General features: G+C 34.5%; 15 protein-coding genes. 9 read left to right on the plus strand and 6 right to left on the minus strand.

From position 1 onward, the window contains the following. Positions 1 to 107: 107 nt before the first annotated feature. Positions 108 to 1,556 carry a hypothetical protein gene (locus K345_RS0114715; RefSeq protein WP_028974815.1) on the minus strand — a complete coding sequence of 483 codons (1,449 nt, stop codon included), beginning with the start codon at positions 1,554 to 1,556 and terminating at the stop codon, positions 108 to 110. Next, on the minus strand, positions 1,553 to 3,601 hold the full coding sequence (locus K345_RS0114720) for an adenylate/guanylate cyclase domain-containing protein (RefSeq protein WP_028974816.1): 2,049 nt from the start codon (positions 3,599 to 3,601) through the stop codon (positions 1,553 to 1,555). Before K345_RS0114720 ends, K345_RS0114715 begins: the two co-directional genes overlap by 4 nt. Positions 3,602 to 3,695: 94 nt before the next feature. Between K345_RS0114720 and K345_RS0114725 the strand changes: the two genes are divergently transcribed. Next, on the plus strand, positions 3,696 to 5,402 hold the full coding sequence (locus K345_RS0114725) for an AMP-binding protein (protein ID WP_028974817.1): 1,707 nt from the start codon (positions 3,696 to 3,698) through the stop codon (positions 5,400 to 5,402). Between the two features lie 4 nt (positions 5,403 to 5,406). After that, on the plus strand, positions 5,407 to 6,288 hold the full coding sequence (gene rarD / locus K345_RS0114730; protein WP_028974818.1) for an EamA family transporter RarD: 882 nt from the start codon (positions 5,407 to 5,409) through the stop codon (positions 6,286 to 6,288). On the opposite strand, the gene K345_RS0114735 is transcribed toward rarD, so the two are convergent. After that, complete coding sequence (locus tag K345_RS0114735) at positions 6,278 to 7,447, minus strand: MFS transporter (RefSeq protein WP_028974819.1); 1,170 nt, start codon at positions 7,445 to 7,447, stop codon at positions 6,278 to 6,280. The genes rarD and K345_RS0114735 overlap by 11 nt on opposite strands. A gap of 150 nt (positions 7,448 to 7,597) precedes the next feature. Here K345_RS0114735 and K345_RS21290 point away from each other — a divergent pair, with 150 nt between their 5' ends. From K345_RS21290 to K345_RS0114770, 7 genes are all read left to right on the plus strand, one after another. Then, positions 7,598 to 8,557 carry a DUF2589 domain-containing protein gene (locus tag K345_RS21290; protein ID WP_053228348.1) on the plus strand — a complete coding sequence of 320 codons (960 nt, stop codon included), beginning with the start codon at positions 7,598 to 7,600 and terminating at the stop codon, positions 8,555 to 8,557. A 66-nt stretch (positions 8,558 to 8,623) separates the two neighbouring features. Further along, the gene (locus K345_RS0114745; protein WP_028974820.1) at positions 8,624 to 9,406 is read left to right on the plus strand and encodes a hypothetical protein; all 783 of its coding nucleotides are present in this window, start codon (positions 8,624 to 8,626) and stop codon (positions 9,404 to 9,406) included. 13 nt (positions 9,407 to 9,419) lie between these two features. After that, positions 9,420 to 10,010 (plus strand): DUF2589 domain-containing protein, encoded by a 591-nt coding sequence (locus K345_RS0114750; protein WP_028974821.1) that lies wholly within the window; start codon positions 9,420 to 9,422, stop codon positions 10,008 to 10,010. Continuing rightward, entirely contained in the window at positions 10,000 to 10,236 is a 237-nt protein-coding gene (locus tag K345_RS0114755; protein ID WP_028974822.1) for a hypothetical protein, read from the plus strand. The genes K345_RS0114750 and K345_RS0114755 overlap by 11 nt, the downstream gene beginning before the upstream one ends. A 137-nt stretch (positions 10,237 to 10,373) precedes the next feature. After that, positions 10,374 to 10,886: a putative adhesin gene (locus tag K345_RS0114760; protein WP_028974823.1), complete on the plus strand. Its 513-nt coding sequence runs from the start codon at positions 10,374 to 10,376 to the stop codon at positions 10,884 to 10,886. Beyond that, positions 10,870 to 11,454: a peptidoglycan recognition protein family protein gene (locus tag K345_RS21295; protein ID WP_053228349.1), complete on the plus strand. Its 585-nt coding sequence runs from the start codon at positions 10,870 to 10,872 to the stop codon at positions 11,452 to 11,454. Before K345_RS0114760 ends, K345_RS21295 begins: the two co-directional genes overlap by 17 nt. Positions 11,455 to 11,531: 77 nt before the next feature. Then, entirely contained in the window at positions 11,532 to 14,885 is a 3,354-nt protein-coding gene (locus K345_RS0114770; RefSeq protein WP_028974824.1) for an ABC transporter substrate-binding protein, read from the plus strand. Here the strand turns inward: K345_RS0114770 and K345_RS0114775 are convergent. The 3 genes from K345_RS0114775 to K345_RS0114785 all read right to left on the minus strand — a co-directional run bounded on the left by K345_RS0114775 (position 14,868) and on the right by K345_RS0114785 (position 17,642). Next, positions 14,868 to 15,365 (minus strand): RNA polymerase sigma factor, encoded by a 498-nt coding sequence (locus K345_RS0114775; protein ID WP_028974825.1) that lies wholly within the window; start codon positions 15,363 to 15,365, stop codon positions 14,868 to 14,870. The two genes, K345_RS0114770 and K345_RS0114775, sit on opposite strands and share 18 nt — an antisense overlap. Before the next feature lie 157 nt (positions 15,366 to 15,522). Next, entirely contained in the window at positions 15,523 to 16,188 is a 666-nt protein-coding gene (locus K345_RS0114780) for a helix-turn-helix domain-containing protein (protein WP_028974826.1), read from the minus strand. Next, complete coding sequence (locus tag K345_RS0114785; protein ID WP_028974827.1) at positions 16,137 to 17,642, minus strand: sensor histidine kinase; 1,506 nt, start codon at positions 17,640 to 17,642, stop codon at positions 16,137 to 16,139. The genes K345_RS0114780 and K345_RS0114785 overlap by 52 nt, the downstream gene beginning before the upstream one ends. Positions 17,643 to 17,668: the final 26 nt, after the last annotated feature.

Raw genomic sequence — 17,668 nt, forward strand, 5'->3', positions numbered from 1 at the left:
AATATGCAACCACAGAATAGTATAGCTCCATGGTTTAATCAATTCCCACGACAAGGGAGAATTGCAAGTTTTCTATAAGATTAACTCTATTTTCTCCATATACATTGTTATTTTAAACGATGCATACGCTTTAAAAATCGATAGATAGTTTTGATATTGGCTTTACCAGCCAATGTATTTGGGCGAAATCCAGTGTAATGACTTGCCCAGGGATTTTCCCATTCTAAAGTGGGATGGCTTCTTTGAATATGCTTAGTACTTTGATAGGATACTGGTATTATGAGATCTCCTATTCCCCGTCCTTGATTCATTCTATTTTTTCTCTCCCTCTCCGCTCTTAAGATAAGCTCATTATCTTCATGAGGACAGTCTCGTAATACTTTAGTTGAATAAAAAAACTCAGCTCTTTGCATATTAGCTTCTAGAGTCTTCCCAAATACATTGATGTATCTCATTAAGTGAATACCTAACATATGTCCTAAAGATAAGACGGGACTAATAATCAACAAACTAAGTTTGAGCTTCTTGCTTTTCATGCTTGTTTCCACTATATCAGATAAAGAACTGGAAGCTCCTGTTATGGAGGCTATCTTCACTTTTTCAAATTTATGATGATTTACAAGACTTAGAACAGAATAAGGGTCTAGCAAATTAGAACTGTTAAGATCTGAGAAAGCATACTCAATCTCACCTTTAAGTCCTGATATCCATTTACGAAAATTAAGCAAATGATTCTCCATTCTCAATCCATTATTGTCATCATTATCCAGATCAGCTTTCAATGCGATACCCAGCATATCTAAAGTCCTAATCATAGAATCAACAGATCCATCTTTTGGCCGAATGTATTCAAGAGCTTCATCATACATCATCATAAGCCCCGGATCGGTGTGATATAACCCTAATATACTGAATAGTATATCACTAAACCCCTGGGACACAGTTAGTTTGTTATCAGGATTAGCTAAAGGAGAACCTAGGACAGGGGTTTGGAAGACACAGATAGATTCAATAATCTGTTTATCAAATAAATTCTCATCAATCCATGCAAGAAAAAGAGCAACTAACCCACCTTGACTATACCCAATCAAAACATGTCTTAACTCATCACCAGGATGATTTTTTTCAAACTGGATAGAATCCTCTAATAATATCTCATAATACCCTTTATTATCTTTGGTATTCATTCGGGTAAGAGAATCCTTTTCATGAGCTTTGTTGTCCAAACCAGTAATCCAGTATTGATCCAAAATGGCTTGAGCATTCTCCCCATAAGGCTCTTTTAATTTCTTGATGATATGATTATCCCATAGCAAATAACGACCAAGACATTTTACAACGATTGGGACAAAATACTCGTCATAGTCTTTTCTCCCTGTAGCTTCATGAAGTTCTTCATACATTAAAGCATTTGTATTGCTGGGAGGACCAACATTAACATGTGAACGTTGTCCCCAACTCCCATAAGAACCATATATTTTTTGAAACTTCTTTTTTTGATTTTCTAAAAGGACAGTAGAGGCATTAAGAGTCCATAACCTGTAATACAAACTCATTCAATAACCTCAAGGCCATCCCATCGTACAGGTGTCTTATGAAAAATATCCTTTAATCTTGATAGATAATATTGGCAGACCCCATCATCAGAATTTTCACTAAAACCATTACTAAAGGTCGTTTTACATTCAGAAAAATTGCCTAGCTTATAATCAATAAGTGCTTGTTCTATTAACTGTTTGGTCTTTGTATAACGAGCTTTGAGAATAGGAGGTTCTGCTTCTATAAGATGATAAGCCGCTATAGGGTTTCTCTTTCCCTTGACTTTAAAGATTCCTAAAGGACGATATTGATCAGGATGTATTTCATTAACAAAAACTTCTGAAAAGACAACAGCAGCTCCAAAAATCCGCGATAAATGATGCATACGTTCAGCCTGATTAACCGCATCTGCAATAACAGTGACATCCATACGGGAAGGCTCACCTACACAGCCTAACATCACATTACCAGCATGTATTCCCATAGAGAATTGTAGATCCTGCCAAACCCTTTCCTTGTTAATACGAAGTATAATATTTTGTATTTCCATAGCCGCTTGTACAGCACCTAAAGAAATATCAGGAAAGAGAGCATTAAATCCATGTCCCATAAATCTCTCAATATAACCCCCATTCTGTTTAATAATAGGGCCAATCTCATAATAGAGCTGATTAACATAATTCATGACCTCACCAGGTTTCATAGAGTCCGTAAGGGCACTGAAGTTTTTGATATCACCCACGAGAAGGGTCATCTTTGTTTGAGTCTTATCTCCTAATCGAACTTCAGCAATATCTTTCCTTCCTAACATTTCCAGATACTGTCGAGGAACAAAACGGTCATAGGCCCGGTTAAGAATGAGCATACGATTACTATAATTTTCCATAAAAGTGATAGCGTGTACAAACTGATGAACAAGAAGCCCTCCCTGGGATAAAATGACAAGAACTGTTGCATTCCCCCACCAGACGGAAGGCAATAATCCAGAATGAGAGTGGTACATTGTGTTAACAACCGGAACGAGTATGGATAAGGGAATAATAGGCAATATTGTCAGCAAGGCCCTTCGTTTATTAAACCTGGCTCCATAAATGATAAGAAATAAACCAAAGGCCACCATTAACGCTGCATATGTCTCAAGAATAGAGGACCAAGTCCGATTATGGATCAGATAAAATGTGGGAATATCACCCACTCCAAGTAAGAGAAAAGGAGTAATCTCTATGGACACGATCAATAACCAGACAGACAAAACAATCCTACCAGCCCAACGAGGCCAACTATTGGGAAACTGGGTTTTCAGAAAATATATAATCCCTACAAGAGGAATAAAATTGACCAGATGATTAATGAGTAAAAAAAATATGGGAGATATACGTTCAAAGAGGATAGCAATAGGAGGTAGATATACTTCCTGATTACTAACAAGCTTCCATCCCATAAAAAAGGAAAATATAGCAAAATAGAAAGCCCCTTTTTCTTTATGACGAATAATAAATAAGACAAAAAACAACAGGGCAGTGAGGAGAAGTATCCCTCCTTGAAACCAACGAAAGGATAAGTTAATACGTTCATTATTACTCATCATGTCATAGCTGCCGATCTTCCAGTCTTCCCACAAGTCATCAGAATGAACAAAAGCACTATTTACATCGATAGACCAACGTAAACGTAATTCTGATTTACCGGAAGGGATAGGTATCAAATGTCCCCAACCAACAGGACTTAAGGCTAACAATTCATTATTAAGATATAAGCTCCAGGAACTGGGTATAGTCCCAACTTGAAGACTTAAAGTGGGGCTGGCGGCAGGCAATTCTATAACCAAATTCACATTAACCCGACCAGACAGTATATTAGTAGATTTAAGAGAATTTCTTAATAATTGAGCAATCCCCAATGACTCTGTCTGGTATTCCATCTCAACTGGTCTTTGAGGGTTGTCTTCAATGTTCCAATTCGAATAATCCAGATAGTACTGTAAAGTCAGATCATCCCCAAAAACAGTAACTGGAGATACAAAAATAATTAAATAGGCACTTATTATTAGGATACATTTCATGATCGTTGCCAGTATAATCGATTTTGATTAAAACGTGAAGAAATCTTTATACTATGATAAAGTGTAATAATCACGTCTACAAAAGGAGCCATGAATGAAAGATTCTTGGTATTTTATTGAGCCATATAGGGGGAAGTTATTCACCCATGAATGGCCGGCAATCCATGAGCTCATAGATATTAATGCTGCTCGCTTTCCTGATAAAAAAGCCTTCCTCGTTTTTGACCCTAAGGAAATGGTTTTAACTTATGGAGAAATACAGAATAAATGTAAAAAACTGGCCTACTACCTGATATCTCAAGGATTAAAAGAAGGAGATAGAGTTGCACTAACAGGAAAAAACTCACCCCAATGGGCATGCGCCTATTTAGCGGTTCTATACGCAGGAGGAGTTATTGTTCCTATTGATTATCAATTAGGAATTGAGAGAATATCCCATTTAGTTAAGTTTGCCGGGAGTAAGTTTTTATTCTCAGATGAAGAAAAGGAAAAGGATTTATCCCTTACAGTTGATAATATTCCCCTTCTGTCACTGGCTCCAGGCAAACCAAACTATCTCTTCGAATTAGAAGCAGATGCCGTTAAACTCCCCCAGGTCGATATAGATAAAGTCGCGGCTATACTCTACACTTCTGGAACAACAGGTAATGAAAAAGGAGTTATGCTAAGTCACCGAAACTTCGTAACAGATGTCTTTGTTGCAGCAAGTCATAACATCATGCGGATCTATGATAAAGATGTGTTCTATGCTCTGTTACCAATACATCATTCTTACACCATGACGGCCGTATTTCTTGAAGCATTGGGTCATGGATCTTCCGTAGTATTTGGAAAGAAAATGGCCATTAAACAAATCCTAAAAGATCTAGATAAGGGTAAGGTCACCATGTTCTTAGGGATCCCCTTGTTATTTAATAAAATCCTCGCCGGAATCTTAAAGGGATTGAGAGAAAAAGGAATTATTGTTTACGGAATCATTCGTGGCTTAATGAGTTTTTCAGGCTTTTGCAAAAAATATTTAAAGATCAACATTGGAAAGAAAATGTTTGGCTTTATTCTTAAGAAAGTGAACCTTCATACAAATAGAATATGTATATCAGGAGGAGGCCCTTTAGCTCCGGAAACCTTCAAATTGTTTAACCAATTGGGAATCGACTTTGTTCAAGGTTATGGAATGACAGAAACGGCACCTATCATAACTTTGAATCCTGTTAAATCCTTTAAAGAATCATCTGTAGGGGTAATACTTCCCCGCTTGGATGTCCGTATAGCTGATGCGGATAGTAATGGCATCGGAGAAATACAAGTCAAAGGGCCTATTAATTGTCTAGGATATTTCCAGGATGAAGAAAGCACTAAAGCCCTATTCACAGAACAAGGCTTTCTAAAGACAGGGGATATGGGTTATATAGATAAGGATAACTATCTCTATATAACAGGAAGAATGAAATCCTTAATTGTTACTGAGGGGGGCAAGAATGTCTATCCTGAAGAAATAGAAGATGAGTTCCAACTTTTTGGAGAAATAGAACAAATCCTGGTTAAGGGATACATAAAAGATGAGAAGCTAAAAAGTGAAGGTATTGAAGCATGGATATACCCAGCAGAAGAAGCATCTAGTCAAATGTCAGAAAAAGAATTAGAACAACTTTTTCAATCACAAGTAGATCAAGTAAACACAAGATTAGTGACTTACAAAAAGATTAACAGATTTAAAATACTTAAAGAACCAATGGAGATGACAACAACGAAGAAAATAAAACGCCTTAAGGTTATTAATCAATTAGAAGGCACTCTGTAAAAATATGAAAAAAAACATAGGGTATATAGCCGCAGCATCTGCTTACATTACATGGGGGCTACTCCCTATATATTGGAAGACTCTACAAAGTGTTCCCTCCATAGAAATATTAGGACACAGGATTTTTTGGTCCTTTGTCCTTTTATTAGTATTATTAGGATTCAAAAAAAATAAAGCTCATTTAACATATCTAAGGGACAAAAAGAAAATACTAACTATTCTCACAGCTAGTATTGCCATAACCATCAACTGGGGTGTTTATATTTATTCTGTAACCCATGATTTTATTATTGAAGCCAGCTTAGGATATTATATTAACCCACTGATATCTGTCCTACTAGGAGTTCTTATCCTAAAAGAGCAATTAGGAAGATCTGGATGGGTCGCCTTACTACTTGCTACATCCGGTGTCATCTATCAAATACTCATGTATAAGCAGTTCCCCTGGATCTCCCTTGCTTTAGCTTTTAGTTTTGGTTTTTATGGTTTACAGAAAAAGCGTCTGAAAATGTCATCACAGGATAGCCTTTTTATGGAAACGCTAATGATTCTCCCTTTAGCATTAATAATAGTAATTCTTCCTGGTAAAGATTCTGCTTTGCTAACACTCCATGGTTATAAGAAACTTCTCTTAATACTATCGGGATTAGCTACAACAGTACCCTTATTTTTATTTGCTGAAGGGGCCAATAGAATTCCTTTAACAAGTATTGGTTTTCTACAATATATAACCCCGACAATGACCTTAATATTAGGTGTGTTTTTATATAAGGAACCATTTGATTCTCATCGATTGATTAGCTTTTTACTTATATGGATGGGGCTACTCATTTATTCCATAGACATTATTCATCAGTATAATAAAGTTAGAAAAACTAAAAGCTAGGATTATTACCTAGCTTTTTAATAAGAATCATTAAGGAAAAACCTAATATGGGAAAAAGCATAAGCCCTTTAAATATGTTTTGATAACTTGTATACGCTAATAAGAGAGAACCTAAAGACATGGACATAATACTGGCCCCATTACTCAGAGCATTATCTAAACCCGTTATCATTCCCCGAATGTCTGGCCGGGAAGACTTCATTAATAATGTATTAGAATTTATAGAGAAAAGAGAATTAGCTATTCCATTAACCAAACAAAATACTCCTACAAAAATGATACTATTCCCAAAGGTGAATCCTAGTGATACTAAAGCGAATAGGACCATGGATAAAGAGATTCCTTTCTCCATCTGAAAAACAGAAAATCCACTTTTAAGAACAAGAAAGGAACCGATAAGAAATCCTGTACCAATACAGGAAAATAAAACACCCAATGTTCGTTCAAAATCATCTGATAAATACTGAGCCATGGGCATCATTAAGACATTAGCAGCTCCCCCATATAGCATTAAGAGAACACCCAATATAAGAATAACAATAATGTGTCCATTTAAGTCAGATATTGTCATTTTACTTCCTTGAAGCTTGATATCCTCTACTTTTTCTTTTGATGAAATAAAGAACATAAACAGAGCCGCGATGCCAAAGGTCAGACTATCACCAATAAGTCCCCAGCGGGTACCAATGATTGATATAGTAACGCCTGCCAGGGCAGGACCAATTACGGTCATTAAATCTGTACTGAAGGCATAAAAAGCATTTGCCTTCAGCAATTCATGGTCTTCTACTGTTTGAGTCAAATACACCGCAAAAGCGGGTGTAAAACATACTTCGGCCATAGTAATTAAAGCCACTATGATATAAATAATGTAAGTATTATGGATAAAGAGAATAGATATTGTTAACATAAATCTTATCAGATCAGACCCAATTAACATATGTCTACTAGAAATACGATCACTAATAAATCCTGCACCAGGTGATACGACTATTCGTATGGTGGCTTTAATGATTAACAAAACACCTACATTCATAAAATTGCTTGTCTGTTCATAGATCACAGCAATTAAAGCAATATAACCAAATTGATTGCCCAGTTCAGATATACTTTGTCCTATGACTAAATTCCACAAACTTCTATTTTTAGATAATCCCATAATTAATTATATCATAACTTAAAGACACCTGAACAATTAAATTCTTTTATGTGTCTAGAAAACTGAACCGTTCAATAGAGCTCTATATCAACTGGTTACATAAAAACTGATTCTTTCCCACAACAGAAAGAATCATAAGGGGTGAAAAAAATGGCAATAGATTCGTCTCCAGCCACTACGGCACAAAGCATGCTTAATGGCATAGATTACGGAGCTCTCATTGGAGGGCCCTTACAAGCAGCTATCAAAGCACAAGCAATGGCCGCTCAATCTACATGGGAATTCATTCAACATGTAGGACTAAACACAGATTCTGAAGGAAACAAGAGTGCTGTCAATGTTTCTTTTAGTTATCAAAAAGATGGGGAACTAGTCAAATTGATTGTTCCTATCCTAACTATTGTTCCTATTCCTATGATTGTAGTGGATGATATTAGCATACAGTTCAAAGCATCTATTAACGCATCATCAACACAAAGTACTTCAGAATCTACAGCTGAAGACATATCAGGATCAGCATCAGGTAGAGCTAAAATAGGATGGGGTCCTTTTAGTATGAGTGTTTCCGCCTCTGCGAGTTACTCAAGTAAGAAGGATTCCAAGGCGACTTCCGAATCAAAATACTCTGTTGAATACACACAAGATGTATCAGTCCATGCTACCCAAGCAGATATGCCAGCGGGATTAGCCACTATACTAAACATTCTATCCAGTGCAGCAACTGGGGCAAAAAAAGGAGGCAAGTTAACATTAACTCCTGATGATGGGGTAATGGACTACAATGGAAAAGAAGTAACCTTTGCCTTAAAGCTTACTGATTCCAATGGGCTTAATATGAAAGAAGCAGATATTACAGTAACAGGAATAGGAAAGGATGGCACAGATATCACTTCAAAAATCGGGACATATCTAAAGGTCACATCAGGTAAGATAAAAATGACACAAGATATTACATCACTCAAAACAAATGATAAAGGTGAGTTATTGTTAACTGTTTCTTTATCAGATGGAGCACAGAGTGACAATCTACAAGGATTTGTTCTTAACTTCGAAGCTACTGTTGATGACAAGACTTTGACAGAATCAGCTTCTATCCTAGTAGCTTCTTAAACTTAAATAACAAAATAACCAAAAAAGAAGCAACTAATTTTACTAAAGATTAAAAGGGGGAATACCATGCCGAAACTCGAATTGGTAGTACAGTCTTTTCTCGAATCACTTAACAAAGCACAGGATCAGATTAATAAATTATCTTGCTCAATGAGTAAGATATACCATGACGATAAGTTTCTAAGGTATTTCCCTGTTCCTAATGCTGATTTATCAGAAGTAGAATTTGATTTTGCTTTTGCTGTTCGAGAACAACATGCACTAAAAAATAAGGAAAACAAAAGTACTTATAGGGAGGCCATTCCTGGCCCTCCCTTTTTACGAAGTAAAGCCAAATCTATAGTGGTAAATACAACAGACATATTGTCTGAATCCATAGAGGATGAAGAACTAAGTGATATCATTACATCAGAACATATAAGAAAAGAATTAATGGAACATGTATTATCTGACTTAACGAATTTTGCAAAAAAAGGATTATTAAACAAAAAAAACAGGATAAGACGCTACAAAGAAAAGTTAACAAAAGCATTAATTGCAACAATAGATAAAGCCTTCGACGAAGATCCTGATTATGTAGCCTATATTGCGGACAAAAAAGAAGTTGATAATCAACTTGATACTGCTTTATCAAAATGTATCGAAGATGAAATAACTTCTCTATATGAAGATTTAGATAATTCATCTGTAGAACATAAAACGGCCGACCTCGATATCATAGTAGATAGTGATATCTTAAGAAAATTGTCTCCTCAAGTCATACAACGTATCAAAGTCAAGGCTAGTGTTCGTAACTATAAATGGGTAGCTGATAAGAATGGTTCCAATCTTATAGCCCAAGACGAATAGGAAGGAGTAGATTATGGCTGAAAGTCAATTCAATGTAGTACCATTACAAGATCTATTCTCAGCACCAATTGCAGCTGTTATAGAAGCAGATTTTATGGCGGCCAGGCAATTTGTCGAATACATAAAGCAATTCGGGTTTATACCCAAATCAGATCATGAATCAGAGTTTGGCGATCTAGATTATATTAGCTTTGATTATGAACAACCAAGTTCAAATGGTTCTACAGAAAAAAGAACAATGAAAATCCCTACATTATCTGCCATTCCCCTCCCCCTATTAAAAGTTGATAAAGCAGATTTTTCATTTGGTGTAAAAATTCTAATGAGCCAGGAAACAGCACAAAAAAAGAAAATACAAATGAAAGAAAATCCTACATCTAAAGACACAATCCCTAACTCAAAATCTTTCAATTGGCAGGCAATGCTCGCAGCAGCACCACAAAAAAGTAAATCTGAAAACTCATCAAATAAATCTACATCACTCAATGCAAACATTGATGTCAAGATCTCCGTAACTCAAGCAGATATTCCTGCAGGAATATCCAAAATGCTATCCTTACTAGGTAGCAATATCCAGGAAAAAGGAGGAGACAATGAAAGCTGAATCAACCAATCTCAACACCCCTGAAGGCTTCCTATGCCCAGGTTGCAAACAATTCAGAATCAAGTTATCCCTTGAGCAATTATTATATAAGAGAGTCATACGTTGTCCTTATTGTGGATTGGAACTAGGTCTGGATAAAAGTACCTGTGCAGAAGCATTAGACAAACTACAAAATTTGTATGTGGCCACAGAAAGAGTTATCGATATAAACAGTAAAAATAGTTGAGTAGATAATATCTCTTTATAAAAAAACTGTCTCTTCACAGGGGCAGTTTTTTTATGAAGAGAATATTCAATCAATACCGAACAAGTTATTCCTGTCATGTGTCTATCTTCATATAAGTAAATATAAGGAGTAACGGCATGTCACCACCCAAAGCACTATTAATATTATTCGGTCAAGGAGAAGAATCACAGGCAAACTTTTGTCTTCGTAGATCAAACTTTGCCTCTATCAAGATCTATTCATGGACTCCTGAAGGGATTCCCATATGGGATACAGAAATTATGTTAGTCATGGCAGATGCTATGAATAAAGGAGTCATAAGAGAATCTTATTCAACAATTATCAAAAGCCGAGAAGAAGGAAGAGAAGCGAAAGATTATATTTTGAGTTCTCTTAATAATGTTCCTTTGCCGAATAGTATATCTACTTATCTAAATCAAACTCATATATCTAATTTAGATGCTACGGTCTATCATAACAAATCGACTATCATCGACAGTGACCGTATGCTACTAACCATTGAGACTCCACAATCACATATCAACTTATCGACCATACTTAACAATTACAACTTCAATGCTAGATCCCTGGATGTACTGTGGTGTGCTTGCAAAATGCAAAAGGAGACAAAATATGAAATTAATTACTAAACCCTTAACAATAAATCCCTATTCAAGACCAGGTCGAAAACTAATAAATGTAAAGAGTATTGTAATGCACTGGACAGGAGTCCCTAATCAGCCTGCTGAAGAAGTATGGAATTGGTTCGAAATGAGAAAAGAAGGGAAACATGGCTATGGTTCAGCACATTATATTATAGATCTAGATGGTAAAGTTATTGATTGCATCCCCAATGATGAGATGGCTTATCATTGTGGGGTTCCTGACTTTCAGGATATTCATAAAGATCCTTTAAGTGGAAGGTTTTATACAAATTACGCAAGAGATATTTTTGGGATCTATGCAGAAGACTATAAACACAAAAGTCCTAATAATTGCACTATTGGGATCGAAATGGTTGCCTACGATAAGGAGGGACATTTTCATTCTGCTACATTGAACGCAGCAAGTGAACTTGTTAGATCCCTATTAGATCAATATAAACTAGATAAAAATACAAATGTCACTACTCATCATAACATAGTTGGTTGGAAGGATTGTCCAAGATTATGGACAAATAATCCACATGAATTTGAGAAGTTTAAACAAACTCTTTAAGATTCATATACAGAGCACAATAGAATAGCGTATCCTATACAGTTCTGTTGTGCTTATCATAGAAAAAGGGTTACAAAATGTCATACAAAGGTATCAAATTACTCTCTCTGTTATTACTTTCTTTATTAGTAGGATGCCATAGTGGTTCAAAACAAATCCATATTGCTGTGGTCGGACCATTTGAAAAAGATAAAGAAACTTTACAAGCCACATCCATCCGAAGGGGAGTAATGATGGCTTTAGAGGATTTAGAGGCCTCGGAATCAATTCCAAAAGATAAGTTTACCTTTGATTTTATATCTGATCATGCAGACCCTGACCTAGCACAGAAAATAGCACATAACATTGGAGTTGAAGATTACTATGTAGCTGTTATAGGTCACTTTTTTAGTGGTCAAAGCTTAGCAGCTGCACCAGAATATGCCAAGTATAAAGTTCCTGCCATAACCCTAGGAGCAACGAATGACAGAATAACAGAGCATAATCCCTGGTACTTCCGCACTATATTCAATGACCAATTACAAGGGCAATATCTAGCCAACTATGTATGTGATATATTAGATGCCAGAGAAGTAATAATTATCTATGAGAATGATCCATATGGGAATGGCTTAAAAGACGTCTTTTCAGAAACAGTAATAGATCTAGAACATGATGTATTTCCTATAGAAGTATCTCAAAAAGACCCAACCAATATGGACAAAGTAATCGATGATATTGTCGCTCATCAATTTAATAATGAAACCAATGTAGAGAATCCGATCTTTATTGCAGCCCACAATGCACTTGGGGCCGCTTTGATCAAAGAAATACGGGACCGTAAAATAACAAATCCAATTATCGGCCCTGATTCCTTTGCTTCAAAACAATTCAGCCAAGGCTTTGCCAATTATCCTAAAGAAAAAGAGGATCCCGGATATTACACCAGAAATATAATAGTATCATCTCCCTTTATCCTGGATATCGCAGGCAGTGAAGCACAGAAATTCAATATGAATTATGAAGAAAAATATAAGCAAGATGCAGACTGGACAGCTGTATTAGGTTATGATACAGCGCAAATTCTACTACAGGGCATAAATAATCTATCACAGAAAGAAGTTCCAGAATCAACGAGTTTATATAGATATGAGTTAAGAAAATATCTAGCAAATATTAACACACCGAATAAAAGTATTAGTGGTCTCATTGGTAATATCTATTTTGATTCAGAAGGAAACTCACAACGACCAGTCACTATTGGAACCTACAAAGGCTCTAACAGTGTTATCTCTGCTCTTAAACAATATAGTGAGATTGAAAATATAAGCAATCTGGAAGTGAACTCTGGTAATATTATAACTATCAATGGGGTTCAAATGTACAGAACAGACATTGTGTATGTAGGAGCACAAGTCAATTCTATCAACAACCTCAATATGGACAGCCAATCTGCTGATTTAGATTTCTATATATGGTTTCGTAGTCAGAGAGAAATAAATATTAAAGATATAGAATTCTTAAACAGTACAAGCCCCATTATATTACCAGAGAAGCCATTGGTTAACAAAAAAAATGGATTAATAGAATACCAACTATATCATATCAAGGGAAACTTCCGTCTCAACTTCTCCGCCAAAACTCCAGAGTTCCATAAACATATATTAGGGATATCAATTAAACATAAAAACCTTCCTAGAAATGTCTTAATTCTAGTTCCTGATATGTTAGGAGGATCAGCGACAACGAATACGATTGATAGTAATCAAGAAAAACTAATGTTGAGTCCTGAATATAGATTACGCATTGCTGGTTATGATACATATCAACATGACTATAATGAACCTACATATGGTGATCCAGATTATATGTCACCACCTACAATGTCCATTGGGTTTTCCTCCTTTAACTATGAAGTATATCTAAAACAAATTGAACTACTTGAATCAATTCAAATCCCTAAAGAGATAAGAAAACAGCTCTTAATTATTTCCATATCAGTGATGTTTCTATCTTATATCTTTGCTCAATTTCGCGGATTAAGGACTTATCACAGAACTTTTTGGGTTTTACAATTCTTCTCTACCATCATTGCACTATATTGCGGAAGAACACCATTATTAAATATTTTTATTAAGTATGTTGGTGTTGAAACAACGGATATCCTTGACAAGATCTATAGTGCCTTTTTTGTCCTAATGCCGGCACATTTTCTAATTATGTTTTTTAACTATTTTATTTGGACACCTGTTGAAATCAAAAAAGGCAAACGGATTCCAGATCTGTTAAAGAAGATAATAGCTTTTGTTATTTATCTAATAGCTACATTTATCATATTTAAATTCATACTAAATAAGTCTATTAATAGCCTACTGGCGACTTCAGGAATTATTGCCATTACAGCAGGTTATGCTGTACGTGAAAATCTATCTAATATCTTATCAGGAATAGTAGTGGGAAGCGAAAAGAACTTTCATATTGGAGACTATGTCAGAATAGGATCGAAATATGAAGGGCAAGTGGTAGACATGAATTGGCGAACAGTAAGTATGCAGAATGAAAGTAATGATATTGTTTCAATACCCAATAACAAAGTAGCAGATATGGATATTATAAACCTAAGTTCCATCGATAAACCAAAATCTGTAACTATTACAATCCAGATACACAGTCAATATGCGCCGCAGAGAGTTATAAAGATATTAAGAGATGCAGTTCTATCAACAAATTGTATTCTCTTCACACCTACACCAGACATATCCTTCAACAATGTCCTTGGAGCTTCATGTGAATATAATATCTGTTTTTACATCAAGAACTATGTAGAAAAAAATACTGCTAAAGACAAAGTGTGGCAACGGATATGGATTCATCTATACTTTGCTGGTATTGGTCCCGCTTGGGATAACCAGGTTATGGATGCGAGTGTTATCTATATAAAAGACCGTCCATCCTTAATAATCAATCATATCCCCTACTTTAAAGCCCTAACACAAAAAGAAAAAGAGATGCTATCTTCAGAGGTAAGACTGGAAAGTTATTTAAGTGGGCAAGTTATCGTAACCCAAGGAGAAATCAAAAGAGACTTATACTTAATAGGGGAAGGAGTTGTATCTATAACTCATAGAACAGACGAGGATCTAGACATCACCTTAGCTAGATATGGTGTGAGCGACATCTTTGGTGAATCAAGTCTGATGACAGGAAAAGAACGCACAGCGAATGTAATAGCTTTAACTAATACAGTTGTTTTTAAAGTAGAAGAGAATACTCTTGTAAATATTCTTAATCAGAATAAAAACTTTTATGATAGTTTGAACAACTTACAACATACCCACCATCAAAATACGGGATTACAAGTTGATAAAGCAAAACAGGAAAGGATTATTAGGGACCGTACTTTTCTCGATATAGTGAAGTTAAAATTCCGATACCTATTCCCTAAAAAATAGCTCTCTGCTAATACTATATTTTAACAATCTCTTTCCTGTATTCAATCGAGACTTGATTGTCCCTATAGGGACATTGAGTTCCTCAGATATCTCTTTATATTTCATACTATAGAAAAAATAGTAAACAATCACTATACGGTATATCAAAGGCAACTCCCTGATACATTTCCTAATCAGGGAAATCGTTTCGTCAGAGTTTACTTCATTATAGCGTAACATAATAATGCTATTATCATCCCAGTCCTGAAACTTTTTATATATATCATAGCGTCTTTTTTTATAGTTAATACAATGATTTCTAGCGATGGAATAAACCCATGTTTTATATTTAGATCTGGATTCAAAACTATGTTTATTAATTAAAACTTTTATAATAATCTCTTGGGCTAAGTCTTCCTTTGTACTGTCATCAAAATGAAAAGATCTAATTACCCAGTTAATATAATGATAGGTCTCTGTAATATTAATTTCTTTGCTCATCACTTTTTCCTCTTCTTAACTTGAGGTTAGCAAGATAAGAGAGAGGAAAATATCAATGGGATTTCAATCAACATTAAATTGAAACCAAAATTAACAACAAAAAAACAGCTCTTTTATTTGTCCTATCAATGATGAATCATATATTAGTAAAATTGAATCACTTAACCTGTTTAAACTGAGAGGGCAATACACCATACTTATTTTTAAAACACTTTGTAAAATAAGCAGAAGAAGAGAACCCCACTTTATATGCAATCTCAGTTATATTACAATCACCAATATTTTGTAACATTTCCATAGCACGTCTAAGACGATAAGACTGAATATATTGCTGTGAAGATAGACCTGATAACTTTAAAATCTTACGGTTAAGTGTAGATCGACTATACCCCAAATCATGACATATAGTATCTATTGATAGTAGAGGATTAGACAAATCCAATTCTATTAAATTATCTATCTCATTTAAGACTTTACTTCTAGTAATATTCATTTTATTTAGTTGTGTCTTATATCTTAGGTGTATATTAATTCGGGTCAATAAAGTGCTAGTATCAATAGGTTTTACAATGTAATCATCAATATATTTAAATATTTCTTCATTTGATAATCCTTTAATAGGAATATCAGACAATACAATTATAGGAATATAACTGTCTTCTTTGCTATGACGTAATGATTCTAAAAAAACTAATAATTCTTCTATAGGTTGTGTTATTTCAGTTAGGATTAAATCAGGATGCTCTAAATGACAGTTTTCAATACAATTGTTTACAGAATCTGAAATGATAAGACTATAATTCTTTGATAATATAATAGACAAAAAGTCAACATAATCCTGTTTATCATCACAGATAAGAATTTTTTTTTACTTATATTGTACGTTTTCTTGTATACATAATCATACTGATCATTCTTATTAGGCTTATCAATTTTTATATTGCTCATCGGGAAACCAAGTCTATAAATCATCCCCTTTCTATTATCAATACTAGAAGGATATAAAATATTTAAAGTTCCTTTGTGTAGAGCCACTAACTCTCTCGAGTATACAATAGACACACCAGAACCATATGGTAAGAGATTAGCATGATAGTGTTCATTATATATTATTCCATTATCACCAACAGAATCACGTTTCATACTAGCTCCATTATCCACTATACAGATTTGAACACGATTAGGAAAAAGCTCTTCTACTGTAATAGAGATAAGACCCAAGGGGGGTGTATGTTTAATGGAATTTGAAATGATATTCACTAGTATTTCACGCATTCGATCTAGATCGAAATCAAAGACTATATTCTTTTTGGGCTTTTCAAAATGAATAGCGATGCTATTTATCACCAATATATTATGAAAGCCATCAATGACACTTTGAATAACAATAGCAATATCCCAATTGCTAATATTTAATTTTATTGGTGTATGAGATAACTGTGCCAGAACAGATACTTGATTAACAAGATCAGCCAATCTTCTTGACCCATTCACTATGGGTCTTATAGATATGTCATGACTGGATAAGGTACGAACACTTTCCATAATCATTTCTAAAGGGCTACGCATTTCATTAGTTATTGCTATTTGTAACTTCCACATATCTAAAAGAAAGTAGCTATCTTTAAATACAGCTTTTAATTTTTTAATAAACAAAAGAACGAAAAATACAAGGAAAAGTATCAATAAAGGAATTTTCTTAGAAATGGGAAAAAGTAAGCAAACGAAACCATACAAACCAAGAAAGACAAAATTTCCTAGGGCAATATATTTATTAATTTTTTCTACTTTATGATGATAGTTACGGATTAAAAGACTTATATAGTACATGTAAAAAAAAAGAAAGATTAACTTAGAGACAATGTATGGTTTATTAAAAATAAATAAACTCACCCCTTCACAAATCGCTATTAGAAAAAATAAAGAAAAGGGTATACAATTGGGAATCCTGGATAAGATATCTATGCCTAGATTGTCTATTATTATTAAATAATAACTAATTAAAATGACCAAACTCAGAGAAACACCTAAGAACCGCCACTGAATAAGTATGGATTCATACAACAGTAAATAAATCCCTACAGTAGACAGAAAAACATTTGAGATTAAAAAACTATTGACTCTAAAGTGAAAATAGAGAGTTAAACTATACAAGCTCAGTAAAAACATAGCTCCTGAAATAACTCCTATCATATAATGGAAATTAACTAGTCCTAAAGAATAAGCATAGACAAGAACTGTGGTAAAAAATGACAAGAAAAACATAGTTCTCTTCATGTAGTACTCCTTTTTTATTAATTTGT

The sequence above is a fragment of the Spirochaeta cellobiosiphila DSM 17781 genome (assembly GCF_000426705.1).
In the GTDB taxonomy this organism is placed as follows: Bacteria; Spirochaetota; Spirochaetia; order DSM-17781; family DSM-17781; genus Spirochaeta_E; species Spirochaeta_E cellobiosiphila.

Bases quoted from the DNA above. Each gene is read 5' to 3' on its own strand.
- K345_RS0114720 (WP_028974816.1), bottom strand. From the start codon at position 3,601: ATGAAATGTATCCTAATAATAAGTGCCTATTTAATTATTTTTGTATCT.
- K345_RS0114745 (WP_028974820.1), top strand. From the start codon at position 8,624: ATGCCGAAACTCGAATTGGTAGTACAGTCTTTTCTCGAATCACTTAAC.
- K345_RS0114750 (WP_028974821.1), top strand. From the start codon at position 9,420: ATGGCTGAAAGTCAATTCAATGTAGTACCATTACAAGATCTATTCTCA.
- K345_RS0114735 (WP_028974819.1), bottom strand. From the start codon at position 7,447: ATGGGATTATCTAAAAATAGAAGTTTGTGGAATTTAGTCATAGGACAA.
- K345_RS21295 (WP_053228349.1), top strand. From the start codon at position 10,870: ATGAAATTAATTACTAAACCCTTAACAATAAATCCCTATTCAAGACCA.
- K345_RS0114770 (WP_028974824.1), top strand. From the start codon at position 11,532: ATGTCATACAAAGGTATCAAATTACTCTCTCTGTTATTACTTTCTTTA.
- K345_RS0114775 (WP_028974825.1), bottom strand. From the start codon at position 15,365: ATGAGCAAAGAAATTAATATTACAGAGACCTATCATTATATTAACTGG.
- rarD (WP_028974818.1), top strand. From the start codon at position 5,407: ATGAAAAAAAACATAGGGTATATAGCCGCAGCATCTGCTTACATTACA.
- K345_RS0114715 (WP_028974815.1), bottom strand. From the start codon at position 1,556: ATGAGTTTGTATTACAGGTTATGGACTCTTAATGCCTCTACTGTCCTT.
- K345_RS0114755 (WP_028974822.1), top strand. From the start codon at position 10,000: ATGAAAGCTGAATCAACCAATCTCAACACCCCTGAAGGCTTCCTATGC.
- K345_RS21290 (WP_053228348.1), top strand. From the start codon at position 7,598: ATGGCAATAGATTCGTCTCCAGCCACTACGGCACAAAGCATGCTTAAT.
- K345_RS0114760 (WP_028974823.1), top strand. From the start codon at position 10,374: ATGTCACCACCCAAAGCACTATTAATATTATTCGGTCAAGGAGAAGAA.
- K345_RS0114725 (WP_028974817.1), top strand. From the start codon at position 3,696: ATGAAAGATTCTTGGTATTTTATTGAGCCATATAGGGGGAAGTTATTC.
- K345_RS0114785 (WP_028974827.1), bottom strand. From the start codon at position 17,642: ATGAAGAGAACTATGTTTTTCTTGTCATTTTTTACCACAGTTCTTGTC.